Source organism: Rhizobium sp. 01T417, from assembly GCF_056398905.1.
The window spans coordinates 1-17,029 of sequence record NZ_JBFTQH010000046.1 but is presented as its reverse complement, the minus strand read 5'-3'; the positions used below and the strand labels follow the sequence as shown (position 1 = coordinate 17,029).

Genomic DNA, 17,029 nt, shown 5'->3' with positions numbered 1-17,029 from the left:
ATAGCCATGTGCACTCACCGCGCCGGAGCGGCGTCCTGGACGCGTAGCTGGATGCGTCGTACACCCTGGTAGTGGTCCGCGCTAAGCGAGCCTGCAACATGGAGGTTGGCGCCCCTCGAATTCAGCAGCAGGTTGCCGAGCTGCGTATCGGCGGCCCGGAAGGCGATCCCATCAAGGCGGGCGCCGTCCATGGCTTCGAGCGTCACCTTCACGTGCTTCTCACCAACCAAACGAGAATCGCGAAGCCGATGGGCGGGAACAGCAAAGAGCGGCTGTGAATGCCCCGAGCCGTAAGGCCCGGCCGTCTCGAGGCGGTCGATCAGATCGAGCGTCGCGCCGCTGGCGGCAATCGCGCCGTCGATCTTCAGCTTCTCGTTGGCGACAAGTGCGGCAACCGTCTTTTCGGCTCGCTCGGCAAAGAAGCTGCGCAAGCGGCCGAGCTTGTCGCGCTCAACGGTGAGACCGGCAGCCATCGCGTGGCCGCCGCCCTTGACCAGCAGGCCATCGTCCACAGCCGCGCGCACCATCTTGCCCATGTCGAAGCCGTTGATGGAGCGACCCGAGCCGGTGCCTTTGCCGGATGGATCGAAAGCAATGGCAAAGGCCGGGCGCTTGAAGCGCTCCTTGAGACGGGCGGCAATCAGGCCGACGATCCCGGGGTGCCACTTTTCGTGGGCAGTGACGATGACCGAGGCGCCCTTGCCGTCCCCATATTCCGCCAGTGCCTCGGCCTCCGCTTCCAGCAGCATCGCCGCTTCCATAGCCTGCCTGTCGCGGTTGAGCTCATCCAGCTGCATGGCGATGGCCTCGGCCGCGCTCGTGTCGTCCAGGGTGAGCAGGCGGCTCCCGAGTGCCGCGTCGCCGATGCGCCCACCGGCATTGATGCGCGGCCCAATCAGGAAGCCGAAGTGATAGGGCGTCACCGGTCCAGCAAGACCCGCCTTGCGAAAGAGAGCGGACAGGCCCGCATTGCCCTGGTGGCGAGCGGCGATCAGCCCCTTGACGACGTAGGCACGGTTCAGACCCTTCAGCGGCACGACATCACAGACGGTCGCAAGCGCGACGATATCGAGCCATTGCAGCAGGTCGATCGACCGTACGCGCGGGTTTCCTGCTTCCCGCAACAGCCTTAGCGTCGCGACGAGCACGAGGAACACGACACCCGCCGCGCAGAGATGTCCCTGCCCGGAGAGATCGTCCTCCCGGTTCGGATTGACCAGCGCGTGGCACGGCGGCAGATCGTGTGTCACCTGGTGGTGATCGATCACCACCACATCGATATTCCGCCTGGCTGCCTCGGTGAGGGCATCGTGGCTTGTGGACCCACAATCGACGGTGACGATCAGGCGTGCGCCATTGTCAATCAGACTGCCGATTGCCGCAGCGTTAGGCCCATAGCCCTCGAAAATTCGATCCGGAATATAGATCTCAGCTTTGACGCCGAAGTGCTTGAGAAAGCGGAACATAAGCGCCGACGCGGACGCGCCGTCGACGTCGTAGTCGCCGAAAATCGCGACCTGCTCCTGGTTGCGGATGGCCTCGGCGAGCCGCTTGGCCGCCTTCTCACAATCCGTCAGCGTGTAGGGGTCCGGCATCAGGTTGCGGAGCGTCGGATCAAGAAACTCCAGCGCCTCGTCGACGGTGACACCGCGTCCGGCGAGGACGCGCGCGATAAGTTCAGGCAGCCCGTGCACCTGAGACATCGCAAGCGCCCGGTTCTGGCCGGCCTGATCCAGTCGCGATATCCAGCGGTTGTCCAGTACGGACCTCTCCACGCCCAGAAACGCACGTTGTACCGGATCGGCCGGACTCTCCATATCGCCTGCTGCCCTCGTCGCTTGTCACCACCCCGGGACCGGGAGTGATATCGGCAGCTTTATGCGGCTTGGCCCGGCCGCACAACGGTTTTGGACGAGACACTCGACGTTAGCTGTGGATGCGCGCGGCTGATCTACCGCGGCACCTTCGGCAACATCGATCTTCTGGGAGCGGGTGAGGCTCAGTCTTCCTTCGGCCGCTCGATGCGGATCACCTGCGGTTCACCCACATGATAGCCCTCGCCCTTGATTGCGGCGACCGCCTTGCGAACGCAGTCCTCTGTTGTCGCGTGAGTCACCATGATGATCGTCTGGTGATGCGACGGCGCAAGGTGCTGCTTCGAGCGCTGGACGATCGATTCCAGCGAAATATGGTTTTCCGCCATGTGGGTCGCGACGCTTGCAAACACGCCCGTGCGGTCGAGCACGGTCAGGCGAATGAAATATCCGCCTTCGTGGCTTCGCATCTGCGCCTTGCGGTAGGGCTCGAGCGATTTGGCGGGATGGCCGAGAACGGGCACGCGCTGGGCGCCAGGTCGGCTTTTTGCGATGTCCGCGATGTCACCGAGAACAGACGAAGCCGTCGCATTGCCGCCGGCGCCGGGCCCGACCATCAGCAACTCACCGAGAACATCGGACTCGATCGCCACGGCATTGGTCACGCCGTCGACCTGTGCAATCACGGAATCGACGGGCACCATCGTCGGATGGACGCGCTGTTCGATGCCGGTATCGGTCCGCTGTGCAACGCCGAGCAGCTTGATGCGGTAGCCGAGATCGGCGGCAGCGTGGATGTCCTCGATCGAGATGTTGGTGATGCCTTCGAGATAGATATCGTCGGCCGCGATCTGGTTTCCGAAGGCGAGCGTCGTGAGAATCGAGAGCTTGTGGGCGGTGTCGTTGCCTTCGATGTCGAAGGCGGGATCGGCTTCTGCATAGCCGAGGCGCTGTGCCTCCTTCAGGCAGTCGGCGAAGGACAGGCCTTCCTTTTCCATCTTCGTCAGGATGTAATTGCAGGTGCCGTTCATGATCCCGTAGATGCGGGAGATCGTATTGCCCGTCAGCGATTCGCGCAGCGCCTTGATGACGGGAATGCCGCCRGCAACCGCTGCTTCGAAGTTCAGCAACGCGCCCTTCTCTTCCGCGATCGTCGCCAGTTCGACGCCGTGGTAGGCAAGCAGCGCCTTGTTTGCTGTCACCACATGGAGACCGCGCTGTAGAGCAGCGCGTACGGAGCTGTTTGCCGATCCACCGACGCCGCCCATGAGTTCGACGAAAACGTCGATGTCGCCCTTCTCCGCCAGATCTTCCGGCCGGTCGAACCACTCGATGCCGCCGACGTCGATGCCGCGGTCCTTGGTCTTGTCGCGGGCGGAAACACCCGTAATCAGGATCGGGCGTCCGCACGTTGCGGCCAGCTCGTTGCTGCGCTGCTGAATGATACGGACAAGCGAAGCACCAACGGTACCTAAGCCCGCAATGCCAATTTTGAGGGCATCTGCCATGGATCGATCCTGAAATGTGTCATGAAGGGCAGCCGCCGGAAGCGGCTGCCGTTGAGGGATAATATCAGCGATGTGCGTTGAGCGAGATGACGTTGTGCATCGTCTCGTCTGCCGTCGACATGAACTTCTTGATGTTGCGGGCTGCCTGACGAATGCGGTGCTCGTTCTCGACGAGCGCCAGGCGCACGTAGTCGTCGCCCATTTCGCCGAAACCGATGCCTGGCGCGACAGCCACGTCGGCTTTCTCGACGAGCAGCTTGGAGAATTCCAGAGAACCGAGGTGACGGAACTTTTCCGGGATCTTGGCCCAGGCAAACATCGTCGCTGCCGGCGGCGGCACTTCAAAGCCGGCCTTGCCGAAAGTATCGACCATGACGTCGCGGCGGCGCTTGTAGACGTTGCGGACTTCCGCGATATCAGAGCCGTCGCCGTTCAGCGCGTGCGTTGCCGCTACCTGGATCGGCGTGAACGCGCCGTAGTCGAGGTAGGATTTGACGCGTGTGAGCGCGGCGATCAGACGCTCGTTGCCGACGGCAAAGCCCATGCGCCAGCCGGGCATCGAGAAGGTCTTCGACATCGAGGTGAACTCGACCGTCACATCCATCGCACCCGGAACCTCGAGAACCGACGGAGGCGGCTCGCCCTCGAAGTAGATTTCCGAATAGGCAAGGTCGGATAAGACGATGATATCGTGCTTCTTCGCGAACGCGATGACGTCCTTGTAGAAGTCCAGCGTCGCCACAAAAGCCGTCGGGTTGGACGGATAGTTGAGGATCAGCGCCAGCGGCTTCGGAATCGAATGGCGAACGGCGCGTTCCAGCGGCGGGAAGAAGCTCTCGTCCGGCTCGACCGACATCGAGCGGATGACGCCACCGGCCATCAGGAAGCCGAAGGCGTGAATCGGATAGGTCGGGTTCGGGCAGAGGATGACGTCGCCCGGTGCGGTGATTGCCTGCGCCATGTTGGCGAAGCCTTCCTTGGAGCCCAGCGTCGCGACGACCTGCGTGTCAGGATTGAGCTTCACGCCAAAGCGGCGCGCATAATAGGCAGCCTGCGCCCGGCGAAGGCCCGGAATGCCCTTGGAGGACGAATAACGATGCGTGCGCGGGTCCTGGACGACTTCGCAGAGCTTGTCGACGATCGCCTTCGGGGTCGGAAGGTCAGGGTTTCCCATGCCGAGATCGATGATATCGGCCCCGCCCGCTCGCGCGCTTGCTTTCAAACGGTTGACCTGTTCGAAAACGTAAGGCGGCAAACGCCGGACTTTGTGAAACTCTTCCATTTCTTTCCCCACGGAAATGCGGCCACCGCGGCCGCGCTCGAAGTTCGTCCTAAATTCCCGGCTGTTCGCGATACGAACTTCAGAATCACCAACGCCGTATTCATCAGACTTGCGTCGCACGGCATTTCTTTGACGGAAAGCCGCGCAGGCCGTGCATTATCGGGAAAAATTCATCTTCCGCCACAGATGGAAGGCTTTGCTTCCAAATTGCAGCGAAGGCAAGGCCTAATTGGCGATTTCTGAGAGCGTTTCGGCGCCGTGCTCGGCCGCTAGCTTGCGAAATTCCGCGACGCGACGCTGGTACTCGGCTTCCGAGATCGTGCCGGCCTTGCGCTGGGCGGCAAGCGCCGTCAATTGCTTCTGAACCCCGCCAGCCTCGTCGTCGCTCATCTGAACGTTTGCGGCCGTGAGCGGTGCCCCGAATCCCGGATAGCCGTCCTTGTAATGAGACAGGCCGCTCTCGGTCGGCTCTTCACCCTTTGTCGCGCTCATGACAACGGGCGTCGGGGCCGCTTGCCTTGCCGCGAAGGCGGCCTTTTCCTCGGGCGTCTGCATGCATCCGGCAAGCGCCATGGCCGCGGCGGCGCCGATGAGCGCGATACGGGTCATGTTTGCGATGGTGCGGATGCCAATTCTCGTCATTTGCCAGAGGTCCCAAATCCTGAGGTGCTTCGACTGTTAGATTCGTCGCCGCCACAAAGCAATAGCACGAGCGTGCGTCAGCGGAACTTGTTTTATAGATCTTTCCAGATGTACAACTCAATTTGCAGGAACATGCCGCCGCCGGAGGAGACACGTGACCGACAGCAAGCAGCAAGACGGCGACAAGGCAAAGAGCCGGGGATTCGATGCGAAGGACCTGGATCCGTACCTGATGAAAGATCCCGAGGCGATGGCGGTCAACTTCGCCCGTGCACTGGAGAATCTCGGCAAGGCGGCCACGGCCTGGCTTGCGCCACGCGAACGTGGCGAGATCGCAGAAAATGCAGCGGAGCCGGTGACCGACATGGTCAAGACGCTCTCCAAGGTCACCGAATACTGGATCTCAGATCCGCGCCGCACCTTCGAAGCGCAGACCCAGTTGATGAGCAGTTACTTCGGTATCTGGATGCGCTCGATGCAACGCATGCAGGGCGAAACGCCGGCGGAGGAACCGGAGCGCAACGACAAGCGCTTTGCCGATGAAGACTGGCAGAAAAACCCGTTCTTCGAGTTCCTGAAGCAGGTTTACCTCATCACCGCCGATTGGGCGGAGAAGATGGTCGCCGAAACCGACGGGCTCGACGAGCACACGAAGCACAAGGCCGGTTTCTATGTGAAGCAGATCACGGCCGCCCTCTCGCCGACCAACTTCGTTGCCACCAATCCGCAGCTTTACCGCGAAACGATCGCGACCAGCGGCGAGAACCTGGTGCGCGGGATGAAGATGCTTACCGAGGATATCGTGGCGGGCCAAGGCGACCTGAGGCTTCGCCAGACCGACATGACCAAATTCGCCGTCGGTCGCGACATGGCGCTGACCGCGGGCAAGGTGATCGCGCAGAACGAGATCTGCCAGATCATCCAGTACGAGCCGACGACAGAGACGGTGCTGAAGCGCCCTCTCCTCATCTGCCCGCCGTGGATCAACAAATTCTATATCCTGGACCTCAACCCGCAAAAATCATTCATCAAATGGTGCGTCGATCAGGGCCAGACCGTTTTCGTGATCTCCTGGGTCAATCCGGACGCGCGGCACGCGCAAAAGGATTGGGCCGCCTATGCGCGCGAAGGCATCGACTTTGCCCTCGACACCATCGAGAGGGCGACGGGTGAGAAGGAAGCGAACGCCGTCGGCTACTGCGTCGGAGGCACGCTGCTTGCGGCAACGCTAGCGTTGCACGCCAAGGAAAAGAACAAGCGGATCAAGACCGCTACCCTCTTCACGACACAGGTCGATTTCACCCACGCCGGCGACCTCAAGGTCTTCGTCGACGAGGAGCAATTGGGCCGGCTTGAAGCCCACATGGAGGAGATCGGCTACCTCGACGGCTCAAAGATGGCGACCGCCTTCAATATGCTGCGGGCTTCCGAACTGATCTGGCCCTATTTCGTCAACAACTATCTGAAGGGCCAGGAACCGATGCCCTTCGACCTTCTGTTCTGGAATGCCGATTCCACCCGCATGGCGGCGGCAAACCACGCCTTCTATCTGCGTAATTGCTACCTCAGGAACGCGCTGACGGCGAACGAGATGATCCTGGACGGTCAGAAGCTGTCGCTGAAGGACGTCAAGATCCCGATCTACAATCTCGCCACCCGCGAAGATCATATCGCGCCTGCAAAATCGGTGTTTCTCGGCAGCCAGTTCTTCGGCGGCAAGGTCGATTTCGTGCTGGCAGGCTCCGGCCACATAGCGGGCGTCGTCAATCCCCCGGACAAGAAGAAATACCAATACTGGACCGGCGGCGGCGTAACCGGCGACTATGAGACGTGGCTTACCAAAGCGGCTGAGAACGCCGGCTCGTGGTGGCCACACTGGCAAGCCTGGATCGAGGCGAAGGACAACAAGCGCGTGCCCGCCCGGAAACCGGGAGGCACCGCGCTCAACGCCATCGAGGAGGCGCCGGGAAGCTATGTGATGGAGCGAGCCTAAGAGCGACGCCCCTGCTCGGCTTCGTCACTCCAGGAAGATCAGACTGGCAGGTGACGGGGGCAGCGGTCGGGAAACGAACTCCTGAAAACCAGCCGACTTGGCCATATCGGCCAGTTCCCGCTCCGTGTAGGCGTCTCCCTTCGGTGTCGTGGCCAGCATGACCATGGCGAAAGCAGCCGGGAACTCGGGCGACACCCGATCCTCGTTCGGAACGAACTCGACGATCGCAACGCGGCCTCCTGCCGCCAGACTTGCTCGCGCCTTTTTCAGGAGCATGACGCAGCCTTCGGCGTCAAAGTGATGAAGGAAATTCGGCAGCAGGATGAGATCATAGCCACTGCCCCAATCAACCTCGAAGGCACTGCCGGGTCGGAAGCTGAAGCGCCCCGCTACTCCTGCATTCGTTGCATTTTCCTCGGTCACCGCAAGAACCGGCTTCCAATCAATAGCAACCACGCTGGCAGATGGCGCCACCTTGGCGATTTCTATACCGAAGGCACCAGGACCGGCGGCAACGTCCAGCACCTTGCTTGGCAGCTTTGACCATGTCGCAACGTCAGATGCCACAGCCTTCGCGCTCGCTGTGTTAAGCCCAAACATGCCCCTCGCAAACTTGACCCAAATAGGGTTGTCCGGCTCCACGTTGGCCAAGCCGACGGAGCCTCCGTTGCGGACGTAGGCGGCAGGGTTTTCGAGGAACAAGGACATCATTTGCGGCGACCCCATGAAATCGATCGCCGCACCTATATAGGCCGGGGAACGCCTGTCCAGAAAGGCCTTGCTCGACGGCGTCGGCGCATAATTCTCACCGCTCTTCGTCAGAAGACCCGAAACTACCAGGAAGTCGCAAAGAATGCGCACCCCACGCTCGGCGCAATTAATGTCCGACGCGAGCATCGCCGCCGTGCGCGCTTGCCCGCCAAATTTTGTGAAAAGATCGAATTCGATCGCTGCCTTCATCGCCGCCGTTTTCCGAAATGCAAACATCGCATCAACAAGCAAGGCTGGCGAGATTTCTTCATGAACCACTTGTGTCGAAGACATCGGCTTTCCCTCCCAACGTGGAGCCACGCGACGGGAGGTATTCATAGCAGAATCCGCATTCCTCGGCACGTCCTGACAAAGGAGGAGCAGGCAAAAAGCCGGCGCCCCAGGGACATGCCCAAAGCCTGCCCTCAATTTCGAACGGCTCGAGCGAGCTCGTAAAGGAATTGGTTACCATAATTCGGCATCCTGCCAATCAACCGGACATATTAGCGAGCCGCAATTTAGCCCTGATGCTTCTATACCGGCCCCGGCGAAGGAATTTCCATCGGTTCGTACCGCCGGCCCCAGTAACGAGTTGTGAAAGACGGGTCTCATGGCGTTTGCGGTCGATGTGTTTAGCAATAGCAGGCCTATAGGTACGTCCATTTCTCGTTTCGGTTACTCTTTCCGCTTTCTTTCAGGTGCAGCTCTCATCGGTGCGGGGTTTGCCGCTTCAGCGTGGGTCGTCGCTACACTTGCGACCATGCATATGGTCGCACCGGCCCCGCATCCGAGCGCCGGTCGCTTCGCCGACATCGCGCTTGCCCCCGCAAGCGTCGCGAAGACCGAGCCTGAGCAACGCCTCGTTCACGTCAAAAAATTCTCGCGCTTGCGCATGAGCACCGATGCCGAACTGGCCCTTGCAAGGGGTGTTCACGTAGCCGCTCCGTCGGCGGCGCTTGCGGCGGCATTTGTCGGGCAGTCCGAACCTCTTGCGCTCTCCGAAGCCTCCCCGAACAGAGAGCTGGCGACGGCTGTCGCGTCAGCGGCACCCGCTCAGCCCGCGCGCCCGGCCAAGGACGACACCGTAGAGGTGGCATCAGCGACCGTTGCCTCGACTGACCGTATCATCATCCCGTCGAAGCAGGAGGTCGCAGCCGCCGAAGGACCTGCCTTGCTGGCGCTCGCAGCAAGCCCTGCGGCCGAAATCAAGGGACAGGTACCGCCCGCCGCCACCAAGCCCGGCCCGGTCGAGATTGCGGCTCTTGCGCCGACTGAGCAGCCTGCACCGGGGGCAACCCAGCCGTTCGATCTCGTTTTGAGCGGCACCGACACCGCGATCCCCTTGCCCATGGCTCGGCCCGATGGCCTGATCAAGCGGGCTACCCCCAACGATCGCAGTGCTCCGGCTGAACCCGTACTTGCCTATGCGCGCCCGGATGCCGGCGCTTCCGATGATGACGACGATCAAATGCCGACGGTGAAGAAGGGGCTGTCCCCCGCGATCGCCCGCAATGGCGTCGCGGTCTACGACATTTCGGCCAACGTCGTCTACCTTCCGAACGGCGAACGCCTGGAAGCCCATTCCGGCCTCGGCAAGATGCGTGACAATCCGCGTTATGTGCATGCCAAGAACCGCGGCCCGACCCCGCCGCATACTTACAATCTGACGATGCGCGAAAGCCTTTTCCACGGCGTCGAGGCGATCCGACTGAACCCTGTCGGCGGTGCAGGCTACGTCTACAACCGCGTCGGCTTGCTTGCGCACACCTACATGCTCGGCGCCCGCGGCGACTCGAACGGTTGCGTGTCCTTCAAGGACTACAAGCGCTTCCTCGCTGCCTTCAAGCGCGGCCAGATACGCCAGCTGGTGGTGGTCACGAGCATGCCGAACAAGCCGACGTCCACCTTCGCTTCGTTGTTCTCGTCGCGCTCCTAATCAATAGTCAAAAGAAAACACCGCGCTCGATTTTCCCCGCACCTCGCCCCCATGCCATCATCCCCTTGTCCCGTCGCGGATACACCGCAAGGCGTTGCGGCGAGGCGGAACCGGCGCAGGGTGCGGAAGAAGGACGTGAGCTTCCGCATCAGGGGTCTGCAGAAAATGGTCTCCCTCTGGGGACGGCGGCGTCCGCGCGAATGCGGCGTTGAGTTGAGCCTCGGACGTGCCTGTGTGGCACACATGGTCCCCAGGGGAAGCGAAGCTTGCTCGGGCAAGGCCGCAGAGGGACCGGAGTTGCGGACATAAACCGACGAACGGGGCTCTGGGAAGAGCCATATGATTTTATCTCAACGAGGCAAATTCCAGCGCCCCGTCCAATGCATGCATGCTCAAGCCGCGGGTCGTGAGGATCGCGTGAGGGCGAAGACGCGTGCCGCTCGCAGAAAAGCCACTTGGCACCGATACACGACGCACACGGCAGAAATAGCATTCGCCCCATTGATCGCGATGGACGAACCCGGCATAGCTGCATTATGTACCAGAATGACAATCCTAAGGGCCTGCAATGGTGAATTATATCGAAGCCTCTTCCGCGCCATCGAAGAATACCGGCGCAATTAGGCTCTACGGTCCCGAAGCATTCGAAGGAATGCGGAAGGCGTGCCAAGTGACGGCGCGTTGCCTCGATGAGCTGGCGGCGTTCGTGCGGCCCGGCGTTGCGACCGATGCAATCGACCGTTTCGTGTTCGAATTTGGCATGGACAACGGCGCGATTCCGGCGACGCTCAACTATCGCGGATACACAAAGTCTACCTGCACATCGATCAACCATGTCGTCTGCCATGGCATTCCGGATGCAAAACCCCTGCGCGAAGGCGATATCGTCAACATCGACGTCACCTACGTGGTCGAAGGCTGGCACGGCGATTCAAGCCGGATGTACCCGGTCGGAACCATCAAGCGCGCTGCTGAGCGGCTGCTTGAAGTGACCTATGAATCCCTCCTGCGTGGCATATCGGCCGTTCGGCCCGGCGCCCGCACCGGCGCGATCGGGGAAGCCATTCAGACCTATGCCGAAGCCGAGCGCTGTTCCGTCGTGCGCGACTTCTGTGGTCATGGCGTCGGCGCGCTGTTCCACGACTCCCCAAATATCCTGCACTATGGTCGCGCGAACGAAGGGCCCGAACTGCGGGAAGGCATGATCTTCACGATCGAGCCGATGATCAATCTCGGTCGGCCGCATGTGAAGGTTCTGGCGGACGGCTGGACTGCGGTAACGCGCGATCGCTCACTTTCGGCGCAATACGAACACACGGTCGGGGTTACTGCCGACGGCTGCGAGATTTTCACGCTTTCGCCAGGCGGCCTCGACCGACCCGGCCTCCCGCCCTTGAACCGATGAGCGCTTGATGACGAAGGGTCCTGTTTCGCATTCCAACGACGCCGAACTGCCCTTGGCCACCAGCGATGCAAGCGACGAACGCTCCTTTTTCGCGGAACAGGCCGCCAAGCCGGCATCCTTGGCGAAGCAGGCCAGCCTCTCCGCCTCGCTTGGCAAGGAAGAGCACTACCACGGGCACCGCGAGCGCCTGCGCGACCGCTTCCGTCAGCATGGCGATACAGCCCTCGCCGATTACGAGTTGCTCTAACTGCTGCTGTTCAGGCTGATCCCCCCGGCGCGACACCAAGCCGATCGCCAAGGCGCTGCTCGAGCGCTTCGGCTCGCACGCTGCCGTCTTCGGTGCACCGCTGCCTCTGCTGCAGGAGGTAAAGGGCATCGGCGAAGCCGTGGCGCTCGATTTGAAACTGGTCTCGACGGTCGCACAGCGGAACCTGAAGAGCGAGCTTCGAGGCAAGCAGGTGCTGTCGTCCTGGTCGTTGGTGATTCAATACTCACGCCGCGATGGCTCACGAGACACGCGAGCAATTCCGCATTCTCTTTCTCGACAAGCGCAACGCATTGATCGCCGGCGAGGTTCAAGGGCGGGGCACGGTCGATCATACGCCGGTCTATCCGCGCGAGGTTGTGCGGCGGGCGCTGGAGCTTTCGGCCACAGCCCTGATCCTCGTGCATAATCATCCCTCCCGCGATCCCACGCCGTCGCGGGCCGATATCGACATGACCAAGATGATTGTCGACACCGCAAAGCCCCTCGGCATCACGGTCCACGACCACATCATCATCGGCAAGGACGGTCACGCTAGCCTGAAAGGGTTGCGTCTGATATAGGGGTCTAAACCTATAGGATTCTAAAGTGCTTCAGGTATCCGTCAGGTTTAGGTGGCAAAGGGACAATGCTGCAATCAAACTGCTCCGGGACCTTTATGACGCCAACCGCCTCTCGCCGATTTCCTCGCAGCGCGATAGCAGCGCTGTGCTTGCTCGCCGGGTCTTTTCTCGCCGGTGGCAGCTACGCCCTCTACCTGACAGTTACGGACAACTTCCACGCGGTCGTCGATGGCGAAGTCTATCGTTCATCGCAGCCATCGCCTGAAGCCCTTGCGGGTTTCTCGAAGCGTTATGGGATCAAGACGATCATAAACCTGCGAGGCAATAACCCGGTACGGAGCGCCGAAGTCGAGCAGGCAAAGACACTTGGCATCGAGCATATCGATTTCCCGATGTCGGCCTACAAGGAGCTTTCGCCAGAGCGAGCGATGAAATTGATCCAAGTCATGAAGGACGCGCCGAAACCGCTGTTGATCCATTGCAACTCAGGCGCGGATCGAACCGGTCTCGCTTCCGCTCTCTATCTGGCCGGCGTCGACAAGACGAGCCAGGGGGTTGCGGAGAAACAGATGTCCATCTTCTACGGGCATATCGGGTTGCCTTTCGCTCGCGCCTTCGCCATGGACCGCAGCTTCGAGAAGCTGGAACCCTACTTGGCTTCAATAAATCCAGACCTCTCCTCCTAAAGCATTTTGCAACATTGACCTGCCCCGGTGGACGCGCGACATATTGCGTCGCAAAATGATTCCAGCTTTCCAATCGGGGCCAGCCTAATGTTCCAGTACGATCTCGTTGTTGTGGGCAGCGGCCCGGCAGGCCGCCGCGGCGCAATCCAGGCAGCCAAGCTTGGCAAGAAGGTCCTGGTCATCGAGCAAGGCAAGCGCGTCGGCGGTGTTTCGGTGCACACCGGCACCATCCCCTCCAAGACGCTGCGCGAAACGGCGCTCAATCTGTCCGGATGGCGTGAGCGCGGCTTCTATGGCCGATCCTATCGCGTGAAGGAAGAGATCAGCGCGGATGACCTTCGGCGCCGCCTGCTGATCACCCTTGATCACGAAGTCGAAGTGCTGGAACACCAGTTCGCCCGAAACCGGGTGCAGCACATCAGGGGCAAGGCAAGCTTTCTCGACCCGTCGACACTCGAGGTCGTCAAGGATGATGGGGAAGTGGTCAAGGTCACGGGAGCGAGCATCCTGCTTGCGGTCGGCACGAAACCGTTCCGTCCGGACGACATCCCATTCGATAACAAGACGGTGCTCGACAGCGACGAACTGCTCGACATCGACGAGCTGCCGCGCTCGATGGTCGTGATCGGCGCGGGCGTCATCGGCATCGAATATGCGACGATCTTCAGCGCATTGGATACCGCGGTGACCGTGATCGATCCGAAGGCGACGATGCTCGATTTCATCGACCGGGAAATCGTCGAGGACTTCACCTACCAACTGCGCGATCGCAACATGAAGATCTTGCTCGGCACCAAGGCCGACAAGGTGACGCGTCTCGACAATGGCAAGGTTGAACTGAAGCTCGACAATGGTCGCCGCCTGGTGACAGACATGGTCCTGTTCGCCGCCGGGCGCATGGGCGCGACCGACACGCTCAACCTGGACGCGGCCGGGCTCGAAGCTGATAGCCGCGGTCGCCTCAAGGTCAATCCGGAGACCTTCCAGACGTCCGTACCAGACATCTATGCCGCGGGCGATGTCGTCGGCTTTCCGAGCCTGGCATCCACCTCGATGGAGCAGGGCCGCATTGCTGCGCGCGTTGCTATCGGCGCGGTCGCGAAGGAGCCGCCAAAGTACTTTCCCTACGGCATCTATGCCGTGCCTGAGATCTCCACCTGCGGCCTGACCGAGGAAGAGATGAAGGAGCGCGGTATCCCCTATGAATGCGGCATCGCGCGTTTCCGCGAGACTTCGCGTGGCCACATCATGGGGCTCGATACTGGGCTTCTGAAACTCATCTTCTCTCTGAAGACGCGCCGGCTGCTTGGCGTGCACATCGTCGGCGAAGGAGCGACCGAGTTGGTTCACATCGGCCAGGCAGTGTTGAACCTCAAGGGCACCGTCGAGTACTTCGTCGAAAACACCTTCAACTACCCGACCCTCGCTGAAGCCTACAAGATCGCAGGCCTCGACGCGTGGAACCGCATGGGCGACATCAAGTCGGAGCTTTAATCCCTCCGACTAACGGCAACCGATTCGAATTTGATAATTTCTTGAACGAAAACAGACACCTACGCGCCGTCCAAAATCCATTCCAACTGACTTATTTGTGTCGAATAGCATCGGTAAAAGCTTTACTTGTATAATCCACCGTGTCTGGTAGCGTCCATTTTCGGGGATTCCTCTTACCAGCGAGTGACCGTGCAAGATCTTCCAAAGACTGCCGAACGGACCTTTCAGCTCATCCTCATCAAGCCGTCGCACTATGACGATGACGGCTATGTAATCCGGTGGTGGCGGGCGATGATCCCGTCGAATTCCTTGGCTGCGATCTATGGAATCGCTGCCGACTGCGCCGAACGCAAGGTATTGGGGCCCAATGTCGGGATCGAGATTACGGTCATCGACGAGACCAACACTCGGGTCAACGTCCCCGCACTTCTCAAGCGGCTTGAACAGCACGACAATTTCGGGATGATCGCCCTGGTTGGTGTGCAGTCGAACCAATATCCGCGGGCGCTCGACATTGCCCGGCCCTTCCGCGCTGCCGGAATTCCGGTTTCGATGGGCGGTTTTCACGTGTCGGGATGCCTGGCCATGCTCGACGGCAAGGCGGTCGGCCTCGACGCCTGTCGCGAGATGGGCATCTCGATGTTTGCTGGAGAGGCAGAAGGCCGGTTGGATCGCGTTCTACAGGACGCCGCCGCCGGCAAGCTTGAGCCGCTCTACAATTTCATGAACGACCTGCCCAGCATCGAAGGTGCCGCCGTCCCATTTCTGCCGAAAACCAATGTCGCGCAGACGCTCGGCCTCAGCACGAGTTTTGACGCCGGCCGTGGCTGCCCCTATCAGTGCTCCTTCTGCACCATCATCAACGTGCAGGGCCGCAAGTCGCGTTTCCGCTCGGCCGACGATGTCGAAAAGCTGGTGCGAATGAACTGGGCGCAAGGCATCCATAAGTTCTTCATCACCGACGACAATTTCGCACGCAACAGGGATTGGGAAGCAATCTTCGACCGCCTGATCGAACTCAGGGAGAAGGACGGCATTCCGCTCGGATTGATGATCCAGGTGGACACCCTCTGCCACAAGATCCCGAACTTCATCGAAAAGTCAAAGCGTGCCGGCGTCACCCGCGTCTTCATCGGGCTTGAGAACGTAAACCCGGACAACCTCACGGCGGCCAAGAAGAACCAGAACAAGATCACCGAATACCGGAAGATGCTGCTTGCCTGGAAGGCACAGGGCATCATGACTCTCGCCGGTTACATTCTCGGTTTCCCCGCGGACACGCCGGAGACGATCCGCCGCGACATCGCGATCATCCAGCACGAACTGCCTCTTGATGTCATTGAATTCTTCGTGCTGACACCACTGCCGGGCTCGGAAGACCACCAGACCTTGTGGAAGAAAGGCGTCGAGATGGACGCCGATCTCAACATTTACGACGTGGAGCACGTCTGCACCGCGCATCCGAAGATGAGCAAGCAGGAATGGGAGGGCATCTACCAGGAGGCCTGGTCGCTCTACTATTCGCCGGAGCACATGAAGACGCTGCTGCGCCGGGCCGTTGCCACGGGCGTGCCGCTCGCCAGCCTCGTGAAGGTCCTTGTGTCGTTCGCCACAACTGTACCGTTGGAGAACGTGCATCCATTGCAGAGCGGCCTTCTACGTCTCAAGCATCCCTCCGAACGGCGGCCCGATATGCCGCGAGAAAGCGCTGTAACCTTCTGGCCGCGTTTCGTCTGGGAGACGGTCACCAAACACCTGTCGCTAGGTGCGACCATTGCCAAGCTTGCAATCAGCGCCTTCTTCATCGCACGAGACAAAGCGTCCAAAGCCTATATGGACCAGGCACTGACACCGGTCGGTGACCATGAGGATGAGACGCTTGAACTCTTCACGAAGACAGCCGGCGGGCGGGCTGCTGTGTCCCACATTCACAAGGTCGCGGAATTGACCCACGCCCACAAGGCCCGACCGGCAGTCTGAGGTCGACCGCCGCCGCCGACAACGCAAGAACGGGCCGGTTAAATTTGTGCCGCAGAGATCGCCGCTATATTGAGTAGTGACGCAGCTTGAAGCGTGTCGAGAAATTCCACGCACTCAACCAGCCTGCCGTTCTCGAAGGTCATCTTGTCCATGATTTCGGTATCGAACTTGGTCGTACTATGACGCATCTGGCCGACGCGATGAACCGGTGCAACATTTCCGTCGACACGGATGTCGAGTTCCAGCGCCGTCATGTCCCAGGTGTCAATGAACTGCCGCATCGTCGCGCGGAGTGCAGCGCTGCCGACAACCGGGTTGGTGAGTGACGCCAGATACTGGCTGCCTTCTGCCCGGAAAACGCAATTGTCCCAAGGAATGACATAAGCGCATCAAGGTCCCCCCGATGCCGCGCCTCGAAAATCCGCCTTGTCAGGTCTGCGCCGGAAACCATCGTCAATCCTTCCCCTGCCAACAACGCTTAGATTGCATCAGATCATTCCAAAATGCAACCATATCGTGTTACCTGGACGGACGGCAGCCTAAAAGCAGGCACGCGACCTGGAAAAGAAAAAGCAACGGTGTTAGGCGTCAATCACCGTTGCTCGATAGTCTCTCATTTTGGCATTGAGGATTATGATCATCCTTCGCATGACCGCGACGAGAGCGACCTTTCCGGGCTTTCCTTTCGCTTTCAGTCGTTCGAAGACGGCC

The 17,029-nt window shown here is 60.5% G+C and carries 12 protein-coding genes and 2 pseudogenes; 7 read left to right on the top strand and 7 right to left on the bottom strand.

Annotated features, from left to right (window positions below; genetic code table 11):
- Nucleotides 1-14: 14 nt before the first annotated feature.
- The 4 genes from recJ to AC1DPR_RS27745 all read right to left on the bottom strand — a co-directional run bounded on the left by recJ (nt 15) and on the right by AC1DPR_RS27745 (nt 5,246).
- Nucleotides 15-1,817, bottom strand: a complete 1,803-nt coding sequence (gene recJ, locus AC1DPR_RS27760) for a single-stranded-DNA-specific exonuclease RecJ (RefSeq protein WP_018859947.1) — start codon at nt 1,815-1,817, stop codon at nt 15-17.
- A gap of 182 nt (nt 1,818-1,999) precedes the next feature.
- Nucleotides 2,000-3,322 (bottom strand): homoserine dehydrogenase, encoded by a 1,323-nt coding sequence (locus AC1DPR_RS27755; RefSeq protein ID WP_018859948.1) that lies wholly within the window; start codon nt 3,320-3,322, stop codon nt 2,000-2,002.
- Between the two features lie 64 nt (nt 3,323-3,386).
- Nucleotides 3,387-4,604, bottom strand: a complete 1,218-nt coding sequence (locus AC1DPR_RS27750) for an LL-diaminopimelate aminotransferase (protein ID WP_007532313.1) — start codon at nt 4,602-4,604, stop codon at nt 3,387-3,389.
- 225 nt (nt 4,605-4,829) lie between these two features.
- Nucleotides 4,830-5,246 (bottom strand): gas vesicle protein GvpG, encoded by a 417-nt coding sequence (locus AC1DPR_RS27745; RefSeq protein ID WP_018859949.1) that lies wholly within the window; start codon nt 5,244-5,246, stop codon nt 4,830-4,832.
- A 154-nt stretch (nt 5,247-5,400) separates the two neighbouring features.
- Here AC1DPR_RS27745 and phaC point away from each other — a divergent pair, with 154 nt between their 5' ends.
- Entirely contained in the window at nt 5,401-7,239 is a 1,839-nt protein-coding gene (gene phaC / locus AC1DPR_RS27740) for a class I poly(R)-hydroxyalkanoic acid synthase (RefSeq protein WP_018859950.1), read from the top strand.
- A gap of 24 nt (nt 7,240-7,263) precedes the next feature.
- On the opposite strand, the gene AC1DPR_RS27735 is transcribed toward phaC, so the two are convergent.
- Entirely contained in the window at nt 7,264-8,283 is a 1,020-nt protein-coding gene (locus AC1DPR_RS27735; protein WP_018859951.1) for a methyltransferase, read from the bottom strand.
- Between the two features lie 316 nt (nt 8,284-8,599).
- On the opposite strand from AC1DPR_RS27735, the gene AC1DPR_RS27730 reads away from it, so the two are divergent.
- From AC1DPR_RS27730 to AC1DPR_RS27705, 6 genes and pseudogenes are all read left to right on the top strand, one after another.
- On the top strand, nt 8,600-9,925 hold the full coding sequence (locus AC1DPR_RS27730; protein WP_026372164.1) for a DUF2778 domain-containing protein: 1,326 nt from the start codon (nt 8,600-8,602) through the stop codon (nt 9,923-9,925).
- 568 nt (nt 9,926-10,493) lie between these two features.
- Nucleotides 10,494-11,330, top strand: a complete 837-nt coding sequence (gene map / locus AC1DPR_RS27725) for a type I methionyl aminopeptidase (protein ID WP_018859953.1) — start codon at nt 10,494-10,496, stop codon at nt 11,328-11,330.
- 7 nt (nt 11,331-11,337) lie between these two features.
- Nucleotides 11,338-12,158 (top strand): annotated as a pseudogene (radC, locus tag AC1DPR_RS27720) (RadC family protein).
- Nucleotides 12,159-12,223: 65 nt separating this feature from the next.
- Nucleotides 12,224-12,844 (top strand): dual specificity protein phosphatase family protein, encoded by a 621-nt coding sequence (locus AC1DPR_RS27715; RefSeq protein WP_018859954.1) that lies wholly within the window; start codon nt 12,224-12,226, stop codon nt 12,842-12,844.
- Nucleotides 12,845-12,931: 87 nt separating this feature from the next.
- Nucleotides 12,932-14,338: a Si-specific NAD(P)(+) transhydrogenase gene (gene sthA, locus AC1DPR_RS27710; protein WP_018859955.1), complete on the top strand. Its 1,407-nt coding sequence runs from the start codon at nt 12,932-12,934 to the stop codon at nt 14,336-14,338.
- A 183-nt stretch (nt 14,339-14,521) separates the two neighbouring features.
- Nucleotides 14,522-16,318, top strand: coding sequence for a B12-binding domain-containing radical SAM protein (locus AC1DPR_RS27705; protein WP_018859956.1), 1,797 nt, complete (start codon nt 14,522-14,524; stop codon nt 16,316-16,318).
- A 38-nt stretch (nt 16,319-16,356) separates the two neighbouring features.
- Here AC1DPR_RS27705 and AC1DPR_RS27700 read toward each other — a convergent pair whose 3' ends face one another.
- Together AC1DPR_RS27700 and AC1DPR_RS27695 are read right to left on the bottom strand one after the other, a co-directional pair.
- The gene (locus AC1DPR_RS27700; protein WP_018859957.1) at nt 16,357-16,599 is read right to left on the bottom strand and encodes a nuclear transport factor 2-like protein; all 243 of its coding nucleotides are present in this window, start codon (nt 16,597-16,599) and stop codon (nt 16,357-16,359) included.
- Nucleotides 16,600-16,899: 300 nt separating this feature from the next.
- A pseudogene (locus AC1DPR_RS27695) lies at nt 16,900-17,029 on the bottom strand (IS110 family transposase); the annotation flags it as partial.